This is a genomic window from Nocardia sp. NPDC051981, from assembly GCF_040680715.1.
In the GTDB taxonomy this organism is placed as follows: domain Bacteria; phylum Actinomycetota; class Actinomycetes; order Mycobacteriales; family Mycobacteriaceae; genus Nocardia.
This window is the reverse complement of the sequence record NZ_JBFAXK010000008.1, coordinates 196,400-211,889: the sequence shown is the minus strand read 5'-3', so window position 1 is coordinate 211,889 and position 15,490 is coordinate 196,400. Positions and strand designations below refer to the sequence as shown.

The following is a 15,490-nucleotide window of genomic DNA, read 5'->3' as shown; positions in this document are numbered from 1 at the left end:
CGTTGTCGAAAACGATTGTCATGTACATCTACCACCGGAAGGGAGTGCCCATGTCGGCCATCTGCCAGGTCACCGGCCGCAAGCCGGGCTTCGGCAAGTCCGTATCGCACTCGCACAAGCGGACCAACCGGCGCTGGGACCCCAATATCCAGCGCAAGACCTACTACCTGCCCAGCGAGGACCGGCGCATCACGCTGACCGTCTCCACCAAGGGCATCAAGACCATCGACCGCGACGGCATCGAGGCAGTGGTAGCCCGGCTGCGCGCCCGCGGCCAGAAGATCTGAAAGGGAGAACAATGGCATCGAAATCGACCGACATCCGGCCCGTCGTCAAGCTGAAGTCCACGGCCGGGACCGGCTACACCTACGTCACCCGCAAGAACCGGCGCAACGATCCCGACCGGATGATCCTGAAGAAGTACGACCCGGTCGCCCGCAGGCACGTCGACTTCCGCGAGGACCGGTGACGTGGCCAAGAAATCGAAGATCGCCAAGAACGAAGCGCGCAAACTCGTCGTGGCACGATGGGCGCAGCGGCGCGCGGAATTGAAGGAGATCATCCGCAAACCGGAGAGCAGCGACAGCGAACGGGCGGCCGCGCAGGCCGACCTGCAGCGGCTGCCACGGGATGCCAGTCCGGTACGATTGCGCAATCGGGACGCCGCGGACGGACGCCCGCGTGGTCATCTCCGCAAGTTCGGTCTCTCGCGCGTGCGCGTTCGCGCGATGGCCCATCGAGGAGAGCTGCCCGGTGTGCACAAATCGAGCTGGTAAGCATCCACGATTCGTGAGTGAGGAACCGCTGACATGGCAGTGAAGCGAGCACCGTCGAAGAAGGTCCGTGCCGAGCAGGCCCGTCGCCCGAAGAAGAATCCCCTGATCGCCGCCGGCGTCGAGACCGTCGACTACAAGGACGTGAACCTGCTCCGCACGTTCATCTCCGACCGCGGCAAGATCCGCAGCCGCCGGGTGACGGGGCTGACCCCGCAGCAGCAGCGCGAGGTCGCCGTCGCCGTCAAGAACGCCCGCGAGATGGCTCTGCTGCCCTTCACGAGCCGATAGCTCGCGACATCGCCGGACGAAAACCCTAGAGTTGAAACAACTCTCGGACTCTCAGGGGCTTCGCCCCTGAAACCCCCACTACAACAGGAAAGCCCCGCGCCGCCTCGGTCGGGGCTTACCGTTTGTCAGCGCAGGATCCCCACCTGCCCGAACATGATGCCCCCGAGTGCATCCGCACTCGGGGGCATCATTTCTCGTAAACGTCGGCAGGGCCGCGCTTTACGGGATGGTCAGCACCTGGCCGGGCTGGATGAGGTCAGGGTTGTCGATGCCGCTGGCGTCGGCGATCTCCTGGTAGCGGTTGCCGTCGCCGTAGAAGCGCTCGGCGATCGCCCACAGGGTGTCACCCGGCTCGACAGTGTAGGTCTGGGCGGCGGGCGGCGGCGGGGGCACGTCCTCGACGACCGCGGCGGGCTGGGCCTGGACCGGCTCCGGCGCGGGGAGCGGGTCGTCGGTGTTGGTGCCCGACGACCAGACGGCGCCTTCGGAGCCGTACAGCACCACATTGCGGTCGGGCTGGACGACCAGACGGTCCACGTTCTTGCCATTGGTCTCGGTGGACCAGGCGGCGCCGTCCTCCTTGTAGAGAACGAAGTTGCCGTCGTCTTGCAGGGTGGCCCGGACGACGCCCTGGCCGTTGGTGCCGGTGGCCCACACGACATTGCCGCTCGGTTCGGACAGCACCAGGTTGCCATCATCTTGCAGAGTCAGGGTGTAGGCACCGCCTTGCAGCGCCTCTCCACGACCGAGTTCTTCGCCGACCTTCAACGAGTCGCCCACGGTGCGTCCTTTCGGGAGGGGGTGATCATGAGATAAGCCGATGGCGCGGAACTGCATTCGCACATCTGTCACGACACTACCGATCCCGCGCCGGTCACCGCACGGTTACGCGCCGGTTCTGCGAAGATTTCGGCGTGTCTTCGCCAGAAATTCGCCAGAGGGCCGAATCCGGCGCGTGCGCCTGCCGTGCGGTCGCGGACACTAGGGTGTCAGCCATGTACGGGACACGGGGACGCCGCCTGATCGCTGCCGCCGCAGCCACCCTGATCGGGCTCACCATCACGGCGTGCGGAAGCACGGAAAACACTGGCGACCAATCGAAGAGCGGCGCCGCCGCGACCAGCACCAGGACCACGCCCACCGAGGCGCCCAGCGGGCAGATCGGACGGGCTTTCACGGCGGATCCGAGTATCGTGAGCCCACACGGCATTTCGTTCGACAGCTGGACCCGGGTCGCACCCGACCGGATCGCGGTCAACTTCCAGACCGGCTCCCCGGAGTGCTACGGCGTGAACGCCACTGTCACCGAAACCTCCTCGACCGTCACCGTCGATCTGAAGTCCGGCACCCTGCCCGACGCGGTCGGCAAGATGTGCACCATGATCGCCGTCTTCGGCACCCTCGAAATCCAGCTGAAGTCCCCGCTGGGTGATCGAAAAGTCCTCAGCGCCACCTAGTTTTCCCGGCACTGCGGCGGAGGCGGTCCGCGCACGCGACAGGGGCCCGGATCGATGTACGATCCGGGCCCCTGCCCCGATGTTGTTGTCCCGCTGCACGACTCGCGTCAGCGGGGCTCACGCTCAGTGCGCGAAGTGCCGGGAACCGGTCAGGTACAAGGTCACTCCGGCCTCACGGCACAGCTCGATGGTGTCCTTGTCCCGGATCGAACCGCCCGGGTGCACGATGGCGCGCACGCCGGCGGCCACCAGGATCTGCGGGCCGTCCGAGAACGGGAAGAACGCGTCCGAGGCCGCCACCGAACCCTTGGCGCGGTCACCGGCCCGCTCCACCGCCAGCTTGCAGGAGTCGACCCGGTTGACCTGACCCATGCCGACGCCGACGGCCGCGCCGTCATCGGCCAGCAGGATGGCGTTGGACTTCACGGCACGGCACGCGCGCCAGGCGAATTCGAGGTCGCGCAGGGTGGCCTCGTCAGCGGCCTCACCCGCGGCGAGCGTCCAGTTGGCGGCGCTGTCACCCGCGGCGTCGAGGATGTCGCGGTCCTGCAGCAGCACACCGCCACTGACCGGACGCAGCTCCGCACCCTTGCGCCGGGCCGGCTCGGCCACCAGCACGCGCACGTTCTTCTTGCGCTGCAACACCTCGACCGCGCCATTGGCATAGGACGGGGCCACGATGACCTCGGTGAAGATGTCGGCGACCTGCTCGGCCATCTCCACGGAGACCTCGCGGTTGGCCGCGATCACGCCGCCGTACGCGGAGACCGGGTCGGTGGCGTGCGCCTTGCGGTGCGCCTCGGCGATGTCCGCGCCGACCGCGATACCGCACGGGTTGGCGTGCTTGATGACCGCCACGGCCGGCTCGTCGAAGTCGTAGGCGGCGCGCCAGGCGGCGTCCGCGTCGGTGTAGTTGTTGTACGACATCTCCTTGCCGTGCAACTGCTGCGCCTGCGCCAGCCCGGCCGGGCCATCCTGGTTGGTGTACAGCGCGGCCGCCTGATGCGGGTTCTCGCCGTAGCGCAGCACATCCGCGCGCTGCCAGGTGCCGCCGATCCACTCCGGGAACTGCTGCGCGCCTTCGGATTCCGGCGCGACGGCCGGGACCGCCACACTGGTCATCCAGCTGGCGACGGCCACATCGTAGGTGGCGGTATGCTGGAAGGCCTTGGCGGCCAACGCGGTCCGCTCGGCCAGGGTGAAACCGCCCTGCTGCACGGCGGCGATCACGTCGGCGTAGTCACCGGTGTTCACCACGACCGCGACCGACGGGTGGTTCTTGGCGGCGGCGCGCACCATGGACGGCCCGCCGATGTCGATCTGCTCGACGCACTCGTCGATGCTCGCGCCGGACGCGACCGTCTGGGTGAACGGGTACAGGTTCACCACGACGAGCTGGAAGGCCTCGACACCCAGCTCGACGAGCTGGTCGACGTGCTCCTCCTTGCGGGTGTCGGCCAGGATGCCGGCGTGCACCCGCGGGTGCAGCGTCTTGACCCGGCCGTCCAGGGTCTCCGGGAAACCGGTCAGGTCTTCGACCTTGGTGACCGGAATGCCGGCGTCGGCGATCTTGCCGGCGGTCGAGCCGGTCGACACCAGCTCCACGCCCGCACTGTGCAGACCGGTGGCCAGTTCGATCAGACCGGTCTTGTCGTAGACGCTTACGAGGGCCCGCTTGATCGGCTTGCGTTCACTCACCGGAGAACTCGCTCATCTGGGATAACTGCCTTTCGTCCATCGGAGACAATGCCTCGGGTAGCGACAGCGGCGACGACCTCCGCCAGCAGCCGGCGCTCCACGACCTTGATGCGCTCGTGCAGGGTGTCCTCGTCGTCATCGGGCAGCACCGTGACCGCCTCCTGCGCCAGGATCGGCCCGGTGTCGACACCCGTGTCGACCAGATGCACGGTGGAACCGGTCACCCGCACGCCGTAGGCGAGCGCGTCCCGCACCCCGTGCGCGCCCGGGAAGGCGGGCAACAGCGCGGGATGGGTATTGATGATGCGACCGCCGAAACGGTCCATGAAAGCGGGGCCGAGAATCTTCATGAAGCCCGCGGACACCACCAGATCGGGTTCGAAGGCGGCGACCACCTCGGTGAGCGCGACATCCCATGCGGCGCGGTCCGGGAAATCGCGCAACGCGACCTTGAACGACGAGACATCGAAGGCCGCGGCGTGCTCGGTGGCGGCGCAATCGCGATCCACCCCGACGGCGACCACGGTGGCCGGATAACCCGGCTGCTGCGTCGCTTCCAGCAGCGAACGCAACAGGGATCCGGTGCCGGAAGCCAGCACCACGACGCTCGCGGGCGCGGTCGGCGGCAGCTGCGGGGCGGGCGTGGACGTCAGCGCACTACTCCCTGTCGATCGGAGCGGGATGGGGACGGCGGAAACGAACCCGCCCCCTCAAGCCTAACGACCGTCCACTTGCTACTTGTCCGGCAGGTCTCCCTCTACCACTTCCGCGTCGACGATGTCGGTGTTGCCGGTGGATTTCACAGCGGCATCGGCGGCGTACTCGTCCTGGTCGTCGACCAGTTCGGCGTCGAGGGCGCCGTCGAGATCCTCGTCGCCGTACCAGCCGCCCTCGTCGTCGAAATCCTCGTCGTAGTCGTCGTACTCGTCATCGTCGTAGTCGTCGTCCGCGTACTCGGCGTCGTCGTCCGTGTAGTAGTCGTCCTCGTATTCGTCGTCATAGGCGTCGTCGAAGGCCGCGGGGGCCACCACGGCCGGGCCGTTGAAGAACCGGGCACCCAGCATGCCCACGTATCCGGCGACGGCCAGCCAGACGAACACCAGCGCCGCGCCCACCGTATTCGGCGCGATCCGGCCGAAGGTGCCCAGCTCGCCCCCGGCCACCACGCCCAGCAGCGCCACCACGACGGCCGCCACCCCGGCGGCGGTCAGCGTCGCCCAGGGCGCGGTCGCCCGATCATGCGAGGTACGACCACACTCCAGGCCCGACAGCACCCCGATCGCCGCGGGCGCCAGGAGCAGCACCAGCCACCACACCGCCACCGGACCCGACGGCACCGCGGCCACCACCGGCACCGCGGGCACCGGCGCGCCCTGAATCGCGAACAGGCTCAACGATCCCGGGCCGATCTGTACCTGGCCGCCGGCCAGCACGCTCACCGCGTCAACCGCGACATTCGGCAGGTAGGCCAGCGACAGCAGCGTCAAACCCAATGCGCCGACCGCGTTTCCGGCCGCACGGTAGGTGTCGCCGAGGCGGGACCAGTGCAGCAGGAACGACACCACGGTCACCGCGGTCGCCGCCAGCAGCAGGCGGCCCACCGCCCGCAGCCCCGCCCGGAAACCGGGAACCACCCAGTCCGGCAAGGGAATCGGCAGCAGATCGGCGAAGTCGCGCCAGCGCCGCGCACCGATGCCCACGAGCGCCGCCAGCAGATTCAGCCCGAGCACCCAGGCGAAGGCGGCCAGGGTGTCCGGCGGCTGCAGCGACACCACCGCCGCCGCGTCCTCGGCCACCGCGAGGCACACCGCGGTGATCAGCAGCGGGCCGCCCACCGCGGCGCCCAGCACCCAGCCCAGCTCGGCGGTCCCGCACTCGGGCCCGGCGGCCTGCGCGCTGTCCCGCGCCACCAGCCACAGCATCAGCAGGGTCGGCAGCAGCGGCCACAGCCCGATCCCGGTCTTGCCGATCACCAGCGGAACCTGGTGCACCGCAAGCCAGCTCGCAGCGATGGCGCCCGACGAACCGCTCATCCCGCTACCCGCCGCGAACAGGGTGGCGTACACCAGCACGAAGATCACCAGCAGCGTGATGGCCGAGGCGCGCGCGGCGACCAGCATCAGCACCCTGGCGCGTTCCGGGGTCAGCGATCCGAAGCCCCCGCCGCCCCCGCCGCGCCGCCGGACCGGGGGCCGCGGCGGCTCCCGGAGGTCGGGGTCGCTCAGGCGAGCCAGGGCAGTTCTGGGGGCAATCATGGACATCCAGCGTGGCAGCATCTCGGAAACCGTGGGGTCAGGCGCGCCGGAACGACCGGCGCGCTGGCAAAAGAGAACGGCCCCCGGTGACATACCGGAGGCCGCTCCTGACGGGAGGCGAAACTACTTGTCGTCCTGGCCCGGCCGGAAGGCCCGGGTGGCGTCCGCCGACGGATCCGCCGCCTGCTCGCCGCCGAACGGCTGCGCCGGGCGCTGCGCCTGGGCGCCGAAATGCTGGGTCGCGTCCGCACTCCCGGCCGGCTGCTGCGGCGTGCCGTACGGCGACTGCTGGCCGTAACCGGGCTGGGCGGGCTGCTGGCCGTAGGACGGCGGCTGCTGACCGTAGGTCGGCTGGGAACCGGTGCCGTAGCCCGCGGGCTGCTGACCGTAACCGGCCGGCTGACCGTAGGAGGGCTGCTGCGGCTGCTGGCCGTACCCCGCCGGCTGACCGAACGACGGCTGCTGACCGTAGCCGGGCTGCTGACCGAACGCCTGCTGCTGATACTGCGGCCCGGTGGAGCTGAACGGCTGCGGCGGCTGCTGACCGTAACCACCCTGCGGCGCGGCCGGTTTCGGCTCCGGCGCCTTCACGATGCCGAGCTCGAACAGCAACGCCAGCACGGCCAGCACGGCCTGCACGAACGACAGGAACAGGATCACCCAGCCGCCCCACTTCAGCGTCACGTTGTCGCCGAGGTCGAAGGAGCCGAACAGGATGGCCAGGAACGCGCCGAACGAGGCGGCCGCCACGATGCCGGTGTTGCCGCTCTGCTTGGGCAGCAGCGACAGGCCGGCCAGCAGACCCGCGATCAGCAGGATCGTCACCAGCGCCGCGGAGCCGGTGCTCTCGAACAGGCTGAAGCTGGTGTCACCGCCGACCCGGGTGTTGCCGATCTCGACGGCCTTGGTGCCGATATAGGGCGCGAAGCCGAGCAGGAAGTTGATGACGCCGAGCGCGGCCACGCCCACGGTGAGGAAGAACGGCAGGCCCTTGCCCGCAACGGGCGACGTGCCCGACCCGGCAGCAGGAGCGCCCGTGGGCTGCGAGCCGTAGCCGGGTACGGAGGAGGGCGTCGGCTGGGGCGCGTTGTATCCCGAGCCCCCGGTCGGGTATGACATGTCGTCGTCTCCTATCGAGTCGTTCACGAACCTCCACCGACGCTACTGCACTCGACGGCCGCGGGCACCATCTACCACCAGCCGTGGCCCGACCGCAATACCCGAATCGGCGCAGGACACGACCGCGTTACCCGGCCCATCGCGCCCGCAAACCCCCGCCCCGGCCAGGTTCGTCGCGGGCCCGCGAATCACGAAGGCCGCCTGTCGAATTCGACAGGCGGCCTTCGTATTCAGCCAATCAGATCTCGCCCTGTGCCCGCTTCGGCCAGGAAGCGGGGCACGCGAACTCATCAGGCGCTGATGCTCGCCTTCTCCAAGATCTCGCGCGCCAGGGCGGCGGTCTCGGACGGGGTCTTGCCGACCTTCACGCCCGCGGCCTCGAGGGCGTCCTTCTTGGCCTGGGCGGTACCGGCGGAGCCGGAGACGATGGCGCCGGCGTGGCCCATGGTCTTGCCCTCCGGCGCGGTGAAGCCCGCGACGTAGCCGACGACCGGCTTGCTGACGTTGGCCTGGATGTAGGCCGCGGCCCGCTCCTCGGCGTCGCCGCCGATCTCGCCGATCATGACGATGAGCTTGGTCTCCGGGTCCTTCTCGAACGCCTCGATGGCGTCGATGTGGGTGGTGCCGATGACCGGGTCGCCGCCGATGCCGATCGCGGTGGAGAAACCGAAGTCCCGCAGCTCGTACATCATCTGGTAGGTCAGGGTGCCGGACTTGGAGACCAGGCCGATCGGGCCCTTGCCGGTGATGTTGGCCGGGGTGATGCCGACCAGCGACTCACCCGGGGTGATGATGCCGGGGCAGTTCGGGCCGATGATGCGGGTCTTGCCGCCCTTGTCCACGTTGTAGGCCCACGCGTAGGCGGTGTCCTGCACCGGGATGCCCTCGGTGATGACCACGAGCAGCGGGATCTCCGCGTCGATGGCCTCGATGATGGCGTCCTTCGAGAAGGCCGGGGGAACGAACGCGATGGAGGTGTCCGCGCCGGTCTTCTCCATGGCCTCGGCGACGGTCGCGAAGACCGGCAGCTCGACCTCGTTGCCCTGGGCGTCGACGTGCTTGACGGTGGTGCCCGCCTTGCGCGCGTTGACACCGCCGACCACGTTCGTGCCCGCCTTCAGCATCAGGGCGGTGTGCTTGGTGCCCTCGCCGCCGGTGATGCCCTGGACGATGACCTTGTTGTCCTTGTTCAGGAAGATAGACATGTTGGTTCGTGTCCTTACTTGGCCGCAGCCAGCTCGGCGGCCTTGTCGGCGCCTTCGTCCATGGTCTGAGCGAGGGTCACCAGGGGGTGGTTGGCGTCGACGAGGATCTTGCGACCCTCCTCGACCTTGTTGCCGTCGAGGCGGACGACCAGCGGCTTGTTGGCCTCGGCGCCCAGGATCTCCAGGGCCTGCACGATGCCGTTCGCGACCGCGTCACAGGCGGTGATGCCGCCGAAGACGTTCACGAACACCGACTTGACCTGCTCGTCGTTGAGGATGACGTCCAGGCCCGCGGCCATGACGGCGGCCGAAGCGCCACCGCCGATGTCGAGGAAGTTGGCGGGCTTGACGCCGCCGTGGTTCTCACCGGCGTAGGCGACGACGTCCAGGGTCGACATGACCAGGCCGGCGCCGTTGCCGATGATGCCGACCTCGCCGTCGAGCTTCACGTAGTTGAGGTCGTTCTGCTTGGCCTTGAGCTCGAGCGGGTCGGTGGCGTCGATGTCCGCGAACTCGGCGTGGTCGGGGTGGCGGAACTCGGCGTTCTCGTCCAGGGTCACCTTGCCGTCGAGGGCGAGGATCTCGTCGTTGGGGGTACGCACCAGCGGGTTGACCTCGACCAGGGTCGCGTCCTCCTTGATGAACACCTCCCACAGCTTCTGGATGGTCACCGCGGCGGCGTCGAGGATGTCGGCGGGCAGGTGGCCCTGCTCGGCGATGGAACGGGCGAAGGCCAGGTCCACGCCCTTGACGGCGTCGACCGGCACCTTGGCCAGGCGGTCCGGCTTGGTGGCGGCCACCTCCTCGATCTCCATGCCGCCCTCGACCGAGCACATGGCCAGGTAGGTGCGGTTGGAGCGATCGAGCAGGAAGGAGATGTAGTACTCCGAGGCGATGTCCTTGGCCTCGGCAACCAGGATCTTCTTGGTGATGTGGCCCTTGATGTCCAGGCCCAGGATGTTCTGCGCGTGGGTGAAGGCGTCGTCCGGGGTGGCGGCGTACTTCACGCCACCGGCCTTGCCGCGGCCACCGACTTTGACCTGCGACTTGATCATCACCGGCTTGCCGATTTCTTCCGCGATCGCACGGGCGTCCTCGGCCGAGTCCGTGACGCGGCCCTCCGACGAAGGCACTCCGTGCTTCACGAAGAGTTCCTTCGCCTGATATTCGAAGAGATCCATGTACTCACCGTCTCGTCTGCGTTGTTGTGACAACGTCTTGGTTGGCGGCCCGTCGTCGGAGGCGGGTTGGCTCGGACTCTAATCAGTCACATGGAGCGGAAATCAGCCGCATACAGCCTAAGTGGCGCAGGTCACGGTACTGTCTCCGCAATCCCAAAACCCCTCGTCAATGCTACTCATCGGTAGCTTGTTGACACCGCGCCAGGTGGGACACACGAATCCCGGACAGCGATACTGGCTACTACGTTGCGTCATTGAAAAACCCCACCCGGTTACCCCAAGCACAGTGAGCACATTCCCGCTCAGAACGTGATCAATATCACAGCAGCGTGTCGAACCAAGTCCATCGCTTGCTGAGCCGCAATCGTTTCGTTACCGTCGTTGCGGTCGATGTCACAACCCGGTCACGGACAGGAGGACGGCAGGCTTGACGCAGCACAGCGCTCCCCAGGAAATGAGCCGCTCCGCAGGCGACTTGTCAGCCCCGCAGCACTCTCCGGACCGGCGCAAATGAGCGACGGCCCCTTCTCCTCGCAGCCCCGCGCCCGCCGCGGACACCGCTATCGCGAGGACGCAGAGAACTACGGCGGCGCGACCACCTTCGATGCTCCCGCTCCGATGCACAGCGGGGTCGCCCACGGCGACTGGGATGCCACCCAGGCCTGGAACGGCGATACGCAGTGGGATTCAGGCTCGCAGTGGAATTCCGAAGCGGACTGGAACGGCGGTCAGCAGTGGGGTGAGTCTCCGCAGTGGGACGAATCCGCCGATTGGCAGCCCGAACCGAACTGGGACTACAACGCCCAGACCACCGTGAACGGCTGGGCCGCACCGAATCCGAGTGATTGGGCCCCGCAGTCGCGGACCAATTGGGATCCGACCGCGGACCCGACTCCCTCCGACGAGTACCGACCGGTCTACACGTTCAAGACCGCGTCCGGCGAGAAGCTCCAGTTCTCCGGCGACGGCGCCCGCCTGAATCGCAGTGCGCGGGAAGCCGAAGCCGAGCACGACGCCGACTACGACGACGGGCCGCGCCCGGCCCGCTCCGGCGGCAAGCGCCGCTCCGGCGGCACCCATCGCCTACCCGCCCCGCCCACCGCGCTCAAGGGCCGCGCAGCGGTAGTCGCGGTCGCGGCCGGTGCGGTCGTGGCCGCGGGCCAGGCCACCATCGAGTCCACGGGCCATGACAACAGCAATGTCGACTACCAGGCCGCCAACCAGGTCAAGGAGGTCGCGGCGACCTCGGTGGTCGGCGACGGCGCACCCGGATCGCCCCAGGTGGTGAGCCCGAACGCGCCCGCGAGCCTGGACCAGTTCAACGACATTCTGGCCAAGGGCAAGCAGTTCGCCGCCGACATGGCCAACCAGGAGGCATTGAAGAACCGGCCGTTGTGGACCAAGTTCACCGCCGCGGGCACCTTCACCTCCGGCTTCGGCATCCGCTGGGGCGTCGCCCACCAGGGCGTGGACATCGCCGCTCCGATCGGCACCCCGATCTACGCGGTCGCCGACGCCACCGTGCTCGAGGCCGGTCCCGCTTCCGGTTTCGGCATGTGGGTCCGGCTGCTCCACGACGACGGCACCGTCACCATCTACGGCCACATCGACACCGCGACCGTCTCGCAGGGCCAGCGCGTGCTGGCGGGTGACCAGATCGCGACCGTCGGTAACCGCGGCTTCTCGACCGGCCCGCACTGCCACTTCGAGGTCTGGCTGAACGGCGTCGACAAGATCGACCCGCTGCCCTGGCTGGCCTCGCGCGGCATCTCGCTCGGCCCCGAACGGGACTGACCCGCAACCCGACCCGATCCGAAAGGCGCGCCCGGCAGGGCGCGCCTTTCGGCGTTCCGGGCGGCTCTCGGCGGAATCGGGCTGACCGGCGACCGGATCGAACCCGTCATGCGGACCGTACCGATCGACGCGGAGGCGTCGTGGCGGACCGGCCCCATCGCGCGGCCCTGACGGCCCCGGAGCGAGTTCGGCTGCCGCGCGCCGAGGTCACTCGGGGTGATTGGATCCCGTTGCGGTAGGGGAGGTTCTGGACGCCGCGGGGCATCATCCGCCGCGCCGGGTCCAACGGGGTGGCGGCGACGAATCGACACCCCGACCTGCTCTGCTCGGGTCGGCAGACGGGCCGCGCCGACGAGTGACGCCCGATCAGCGCGGTCCGGGCTCGATCAGCTGCGGTTGGAGCGGTACCAGCGGATCAGCGCGTCGGTGGACGAATCCGATTGCGGCGCGGGCTCTTCCGCCGCGGTCAGCAGCGGCGCCAGAGCCAGCGCCTGCTGCTTGCCCAGTTCCACGCCCCACTGGTCGAAGCTGTCGATGCCCCAGATCGCGCCCTCGGTGAAGACCTGGTGCTCGTAGAGGGCGATCAGCTGGCCCAGCACCGACGGGGTCAGCTGCGGCGCCAGGATGGCCGTGGAGGGCCGGTTGCCGGGCATCACCTTGTGCGGCACCAGGTTCGGGGCGGTGCCCTCTGCCGCGATCTCCTCGGCGGTCTTACCGAAGGCCAGCACCTTGGTCTGGGCGAAGAGGTTGCTCATCAGGATGTCGTGCATGCTGCCCGAGCCGTCCATGGTGGGCAGATCGCTGACCGGACGGGCGAATCCGATGAAGTCGGCGGGCACCAGCCGGGTGCCCTGGTGCAGCAGCTGGTAGAAGGCGTGCTGGCCATTGGTGCCGGGCTCGCCCCAGAAGATCTCGCCGGTGGAGGTGGTGACCGGGGTGCCGTCGGCGTGCACGGACTTGCCGTTGGACTCCATGGTCAGCTGCTGCAGGTAGGCCGGGAAACGGGCCAGGTCGTTGGAGTACGGCAGCACCGCGCGGGACTGCGCGCCGAAGAAGTTCGAGTACCAGACGCCCAGCAGCCCGAGCAGGATCGGGCCGTTCTCCGCCAGCGGCGCATTCGCGAAATGCTCGTCCACCGCGTGCATTCCGGCCAGGAACTCGGCGAAGCGCTCCTTGCCGATGACCGCCATGACCGACAGGCCGATGGCCGAGTCCACCGAGTAGCGGCCGCCGACCCAGTCCCAGAAGCCGAACATGTTGGCGGTGTCGATACCGAAGTCCGCCACCCGCTGCGCGTGGGTGGACACCGCGACGAAATGCTTTGCGACAGCGTCCTCGCCGAGCGCGGCCACCAGCCAGCGGCGGGCCGCGGTGGCATTGGTGAGCGTCTCCAGGGTGGAAAAGGTCTTGGAGGCGACGATGAACAGCGTGGTGGCCGGGTTCAGGCCGTCCAGCTTCGCCACCAGATCCGACGGATCGACATTCGAGACGAACCGCGCCGAGATGCCCGCGTCCGCGTAGTGCCGCAGGCCCAGCGTCACCATGGCCGGGCCCAGATCCGAGCCGCCGATGCCGATGTTCACCACCGTGGCGATGCGCTCGCCGGTGGCGCCGCGCCACTGCCCGGAGCGCACCTGGTCGGTGAATTCGCCCATGCGCCGCAGCACTTCGTGCACGTCGGTCTCGACGTCCTGGCCGTCCACCGTGAGCGGCTCGCCGACGGGCCGGCGCAACCACACGTGCCCGACCGAGCGGTCTTCGGAGGTGTTGATGCGCTCGCCCGCGAACATGGCGTCGCGGCGCTGCTCGACCCCGGCGGTCTGCGCCAATTCGGCCAGCAGGTCCAGGGTTTCGCGTGTCACCCGATGCTTGGAGTAGTCGATGTGCAGGTCGGCGACCTGCACGGTCAGCTCACGACCACGCTCGGGATCCTCGGCGAAGAACTCACGCAGATGCCGCCCGGCGAGAGAGGCGTGGTGATCGTGCAGTTTCCGCCAGACCGCCGATGCGGTGATGTCGCTGCTCACGATCGCCGAGGTTACAACCTTCACCTTGCGACGCGCAGGTAACAAGACGTCATTCGCGGGATTCTCCCAGCGCAGAGCGATTTTCGGCTGGCAGCGGGGTGCGGATTCCAGGGACTCCGGCGGCTCGGACGCACACGCGCCTAGGCTCGTCTCATGGTGACCGAAAGCGCCCTACTCTCGTCCATTCCCACGCGACTTTGGATCGGCGGACCGGTGGATGCCACCGGTGGCGCGACCTTCCCGGTGCACAATCCGGCGACGGGTGAGATCATCGCCCAGGTCGCCGACGCGACACCCGAGGACGCGGTGCGCGCCCTCGACGCGGCCGCGGCCGTGCAGGCCGAATGGGCTGCTACTCCGGCCCGGCAGCGCGGGGAGATCCTGCGCGCGGTGTTCGAGGCGATCACGGCGCGGGCCGAGGAGTTCGCCCTCCTCATGACCCTCGAAATGGGTAAGGCCCTGCCGGAGAGCCGCAATGAGGTTCGCTACGGCGCGGAGTTCTTCCGCTGGTTCAGCGAGGAGGCGGTCCGCATTCACGGCCGCTACCAGCCCGCCCCGGCCGGGACCGGCCGAATCCTGGTGCACAAGCAGCCCGTCGGCCCGTGCCTGGCCATCACGCCCTGGAACTTCCCGCTGGCCATGGGCACCCGCAAGATCGGCCCGGCGCTGGCGGCGGGCTGCACCATGATCGTGAAGCCCGCGGGTGAGACCCCGCTGACCATGCTGCTGCTGGCACAGCTCTGCAGCGAGGCCGGCCTGCCCGACGGCGTGCTGTCGGTCATCACCACCTCGCACTCGGGGGCGGTCACCGCGCCGCTGCTGAACGACCCGCGGCTGCGCAAGCTGACCTTCACCGGTTCCACGCCGGTCGGCAAGAAGCTGGTCGAGCAGTCCGCGCACGGTCTGCTGCGCACCTCCATGGAGCTCGGCGGCAATGCCCCGTTCGTGGTCTTCGACGATGCCGACGTGGATGCCGCCGTGCAGGGCGCGCTGCTGGCCAAACTGCGCAATGGCGGTGAGGCGTGCACCGCGGCCAACCGCTTCCACGTCCAGAATTCGGTTCGCCAGGAATTCACCGACAAGCTGGTGGCGGCCATGGCGGAGTACCGGCTCGGCAATGGCGTGGACCCGGACACCACGCTGGGCCCGCTCGTCAACGAGAACCAGCTCGACACCGTGAGCGAGCTGGTCGACGACGCGGTGTCGGCGGGCGCGCAGGTGAAGCTGGGCGGCAAGGCCCCCGGCGGCCCGGGCTGGTTCTATCCGGCCACGGTGCTCACCGATATCCCGGCGCAGGCCCGCATCCTGCGCGAGGAGGTGTTCGGCCCGGTCGCCCCGATCGTCGGCTTCGACACCGAGGAGCAGGGCCTGGCCGCGGCCAACAACACCGAATTCGGCCTGGTCGCATACGTGTACACGCGCAGTCTGGACCGGGCGCTGCGGGTGGCCGAGGGCCTGGAGAGTGGCATGGTCGGGGTCAATCGGGGCGTCATCTCCGACCCGGCCGCGCCCTTCGGCGGCGTGAAGGAATCCGGTTTCGGCCGGGAGGGCGGCTTCGAGGGCATCGAGGAATACCTCGACACCAAGTACATCGCCCTGCCCTAGACAGGAAAGAACCGCCCCGGGGTCGAGACACCCGGGGCGGCTTTGGGCAGGCTGCATCCGTGGCACGCATGCAGCGCGGTCTGTG

Annotated in this window: 15 protein-coding genes; 7 read left to right on the top strand and 8 right to left on the bottom strand. The window is 68.7% G+C overall.

Features of this window, described 5'->3' with window-relative positions:
• The first annotated feature begins 50 nt into the window (after nucleotides 1–50).
• The 4 genes from rpmB to rpsR are packed head-to-tail and all read left to right on the top strand — an operon-like array spanning nucleotide 51 to nucleotide 1,064.
• A complete protein-coding gene (gene rpmB / locus AB0L60_RS17410; protein WP_364614395.1) occupies nucleotides 51–287 on the top strand; it encodes a 50S ribosomal protein L28 in 237 nt (78 codons plus the stop codon).
• Nucleotides 288–298: 11 nt separating this feature from the next.
• The gene (rpmG, locus tag AB0L60_RS17405) at nucleotides 299–469 is read left to right on the top strand and encodes a 50S ribosomal protein L33 (RefSeq protein WP_354836290.1); all 171 of its coding nucleotides are present in this window, start codon (nucleotides 299–301) and stop codon (nucleotides 467–469) included.
• A 1-nt stretch (nucleotide 470) separates the two neighbouring features.
• A complete protein-coding gene (gene rpsN / locus AB0L60_RS17400; RefSeq protein WP_364614391.1) occupies nucleotides 471–776 on the top strand; it encodes a 30S ribosomal protein S14 in 306 nt (101 codons plus the stop codon).
• 33 nt (nucleotides 777–809) lie between these two features.
• Complete coding sequence (gene rpsR, locus AB0L60_RS17395; RefSeq protein WP_067593843.1) at nucleotides 810–1,064, top strand: 30S ribosomal protein S18; 255 nt, start codon at nucleotides 810–812, stop codon at nucleotides 1,062–1,064.
• Between the two features lie 219 nt (nucleotides 1,065–1,283).
• Here rpsR and AB0L60_RS17390 read toward each other — a convergent pair whose 3' ends face one another.
• The gene (locus AB0L60_RS17390) at nucleotides 1,284–1,844 is read right to left on the bottom strand and encodes a LysM peptidoglycan-binding domain-containing protein (RefSeq protein ID WP_364614387.1); all 561 of its coding nucleotides are present in this window, start codon (nucleotides 1,842–1,844) and stop codon (nucleotides 1,284–1,286) included.
• A gap of 215 nt (nucleotides 1,845–2,059) precedes the next feature.
• Between AB0L60_RS17390 and AB0L60_RS17385 the strand changes: the two genes are divergently transcribed.
• Complete coding sequence (locus AB0L60_RS17385) at nucleotides 2,060–2,521, top strand: hypothetical protein (protein WP_364614384.1); 462 nt, start codon at nucleotides 2,060–2,062, stop codon at nucleotides 2,519–2,521.
• A gap of 123 nt (nucleotides 2,522–2,644) precedes the next feature.
• Here AB0L60_RS17385 and purH read toward each other — a convergent pair whose 3' ends face one another.
• From purH to sucC, 6 genes are all read right to left on the bottom strand, one after another.
• Nucleotides 2,645–4,219, bottom strand: a complete 1,575-nt coding sequence (purH, locus tag AB0L60_RS17380; protein ID WP_364614381.1) for a bifunctional phosphoribosylaminoimidazolecarboxamide formyltransferase/IMP cyclohydrolase — start codon at nucleotides 4,217–4,219, stop codon at nucleotides 2,645–2,647.
• On the bottom strand, nucleotides 4,216–4,848 hold the full coding sequence (gene purN, locus AB0L60_RS17375; RefSeq protein ID WP_354836569.1) for a phosphoribosylglycinamide formyltransferase: 633 nt from the start codon (nucleotides 4,846–4,848) through the stop codon (nucleotides 4,216–4,218). The genes purH and purN overlap by 4 nt, the downstream gene beginning before the upstream one ends.
• Before the next feature lie 105 nt (nucleotides 4,849–4,953).
• Nucleotides 4,954–6,474, bottom strand: a complete 1,521-nt coding sequence (locus AB0L60_RS17370; RefSeq protein WP_364614378.1) for a DUF6350 family protein — start codon at nucleotides 6,472–6,474, stop codon at nucleotides 4,954–4,956.
• A gap of 123 nt (nucleotides 6,475–6,597) precedes the next feature.
• Nucleotides 6,598–7,593 carry a DUF5336 domain-containing protein gene (locus AB0L60_RS17365; protein ID WP_364614375.1) on the bottom strand — a complete coding sequence of 332 codons (996 nt, stop codon included), beginning with the start codon at nucleotides 7,591–7,593 and terminating at the stop codon, nucleotides 6,598–6,600.
• Between the two features lie 290 nt (nucleotides 7,594–7,883).
• Nucleotides 7,884–8,798: a succinate--CoA ligase subunit alpha gene (sucD, locus tag AB0L60_RS17360; protein WP_364614372.1), complete on the bottom strand. Its 915-nt coding sequence runs from the start codon at nucleotides 8,796–8,798 to the stop codon at nucleotides 7,884–7,886.
• A 14-nt stretch (nucleotides 8,799–8,812) separates the two neighbouring features.
• Nucleotides 8,813–9,979, bottom strand: a complete 1,167-nt coding sequence (gene sucC, locus AB0L60_RS17355) for an ADP-forming succinate--CoA ligase subunit beta (RefSeq protein WP_154789973.1) — start codon at nucleotides 9,977–9,979, stop codon at nucleotides 8,813–8,815.
• 510 nt (nucleotides 9,980–10,489) lie between these two features.
• Between sucC and AB0L60_RS17350 the strand changes: the two genes are divergently transcribed.
• A complete protein-coding gene (locus AB0L60_RS17350) occupies nucleotides 10,490–11,773 on the top strand; it encodes a M23 family metallopeptidase (protein ID WP_364614367.1) in 1,284 nt (427 codons plus the stop codon).
• 386 nt (nucleotides 11,774–12,159) lie between these two features.
• Here the strand turns inward: AB0L60_RS17350 and pgi are convergent, their stop codons facing one another.
• On the bottom strand, nucleotides 12,160–13,800 hold the full coding sequence (gene pgi, locus AB0L60_RS17345) for a glucose-6-phosphate isomerase (protein WP_364614364.1): 1,641 nt from the start codon (nucleotides 13,798–13,800) through the stop codon (nucleotides 12,160–12,162).
• Nucleotides 13,801–13,953: 153 nt separating this feature from the next.
• On the opposite strand from pgi, the gene AB0L60_RS17340 reads away from it, so the two are divergent.
• Complete coding sequence (locus AB0L60_RS17340) at nucleotides 13,954–15,405, top strand: NAD-dependent succinate-semialdehyde dehydrogenase (RefSeq protein ID WP_364614361.1); 1,452 nt, start codon at nucleotides 13,954–13,956, stop codon at nucleotides 15,403–15,405.
• Nucleotides 15,406–15,490 lie beyond the last annotated feature (85 nt).

Excerpts from the sequence above, each read along its gene's own strand:
- rpmB (WP_364614395.1), top strand. The coding sequence starts at position 51 with ATGTCGGCCATCTGCCAGGTCACCGGCCGCAAGCCGGGCTTCGGCAAG.
- rpmG (WP_354836290.1), top strand. The coding sequence starts at position 299 with ATGGCATCGAAATCGACCGACATCCGGCCCGTCGTCAAGCTGAAGTCC.
- rpsR (WP_067593843.1), top strand. The coding sequence starts at position 810 with ATGGCAGTGAAGCGAGCACCGTCGAAGAAGGTCCGTGCCGAGCAGGCC.
- AB0L60_RS17385 (WP_364614384.1), top strand. The coding sequence starts at position 2,060 with ATGTACGGGACACGGGGACGCCGCCTGATCGCTGCCGCCGCAGCCACC.
- AB0L60_RS17370 (WP_364614378.1), bottom strand. The coding sequence starts at position 6,474 with ATGATTGCCCCCAGAACTGCCCTGGCTCGCCTGAGCGACCCCGACCTC.
- AB0L60_RS17365 (WP_364614375.1), bottom strand. The coding sequence starts at position 7,593 with ATGTCATACCCGACCGGGGGCTCGGGATACAACGCGCCCCAGCCGACG.
- sucD (WP_364614372.1), bottom strand. The coding sequence starts at position 8,798 with ATGTCTATCTTCCTGAACAAGGACAACAAGGTCATCGTCCAGGGCATC.
- sucC (WP_154789973.1), bottom strand. The coding sequence starts at position 9,979 with ATGGATCTCTTCGAATATCAGGCGAAGGAACTCTTCGTGAAGCACGGA.
- AB0L60_RS17350 (WP_364614367.1), top strand. The coding sequence starts at position 10,490 with ATGAGCGACGGCCCCTTCTCCTCGCAGCCCCGCGCCCGCCGCGGACAC.
- AB0L60_RS17340 (WP_364614361.1), top strand. The coding sequence starts at position 13,954 with ATGGTGACCGAAAGCGCCCTACTCTCGTCCATTCCCACGCGACTTTGG.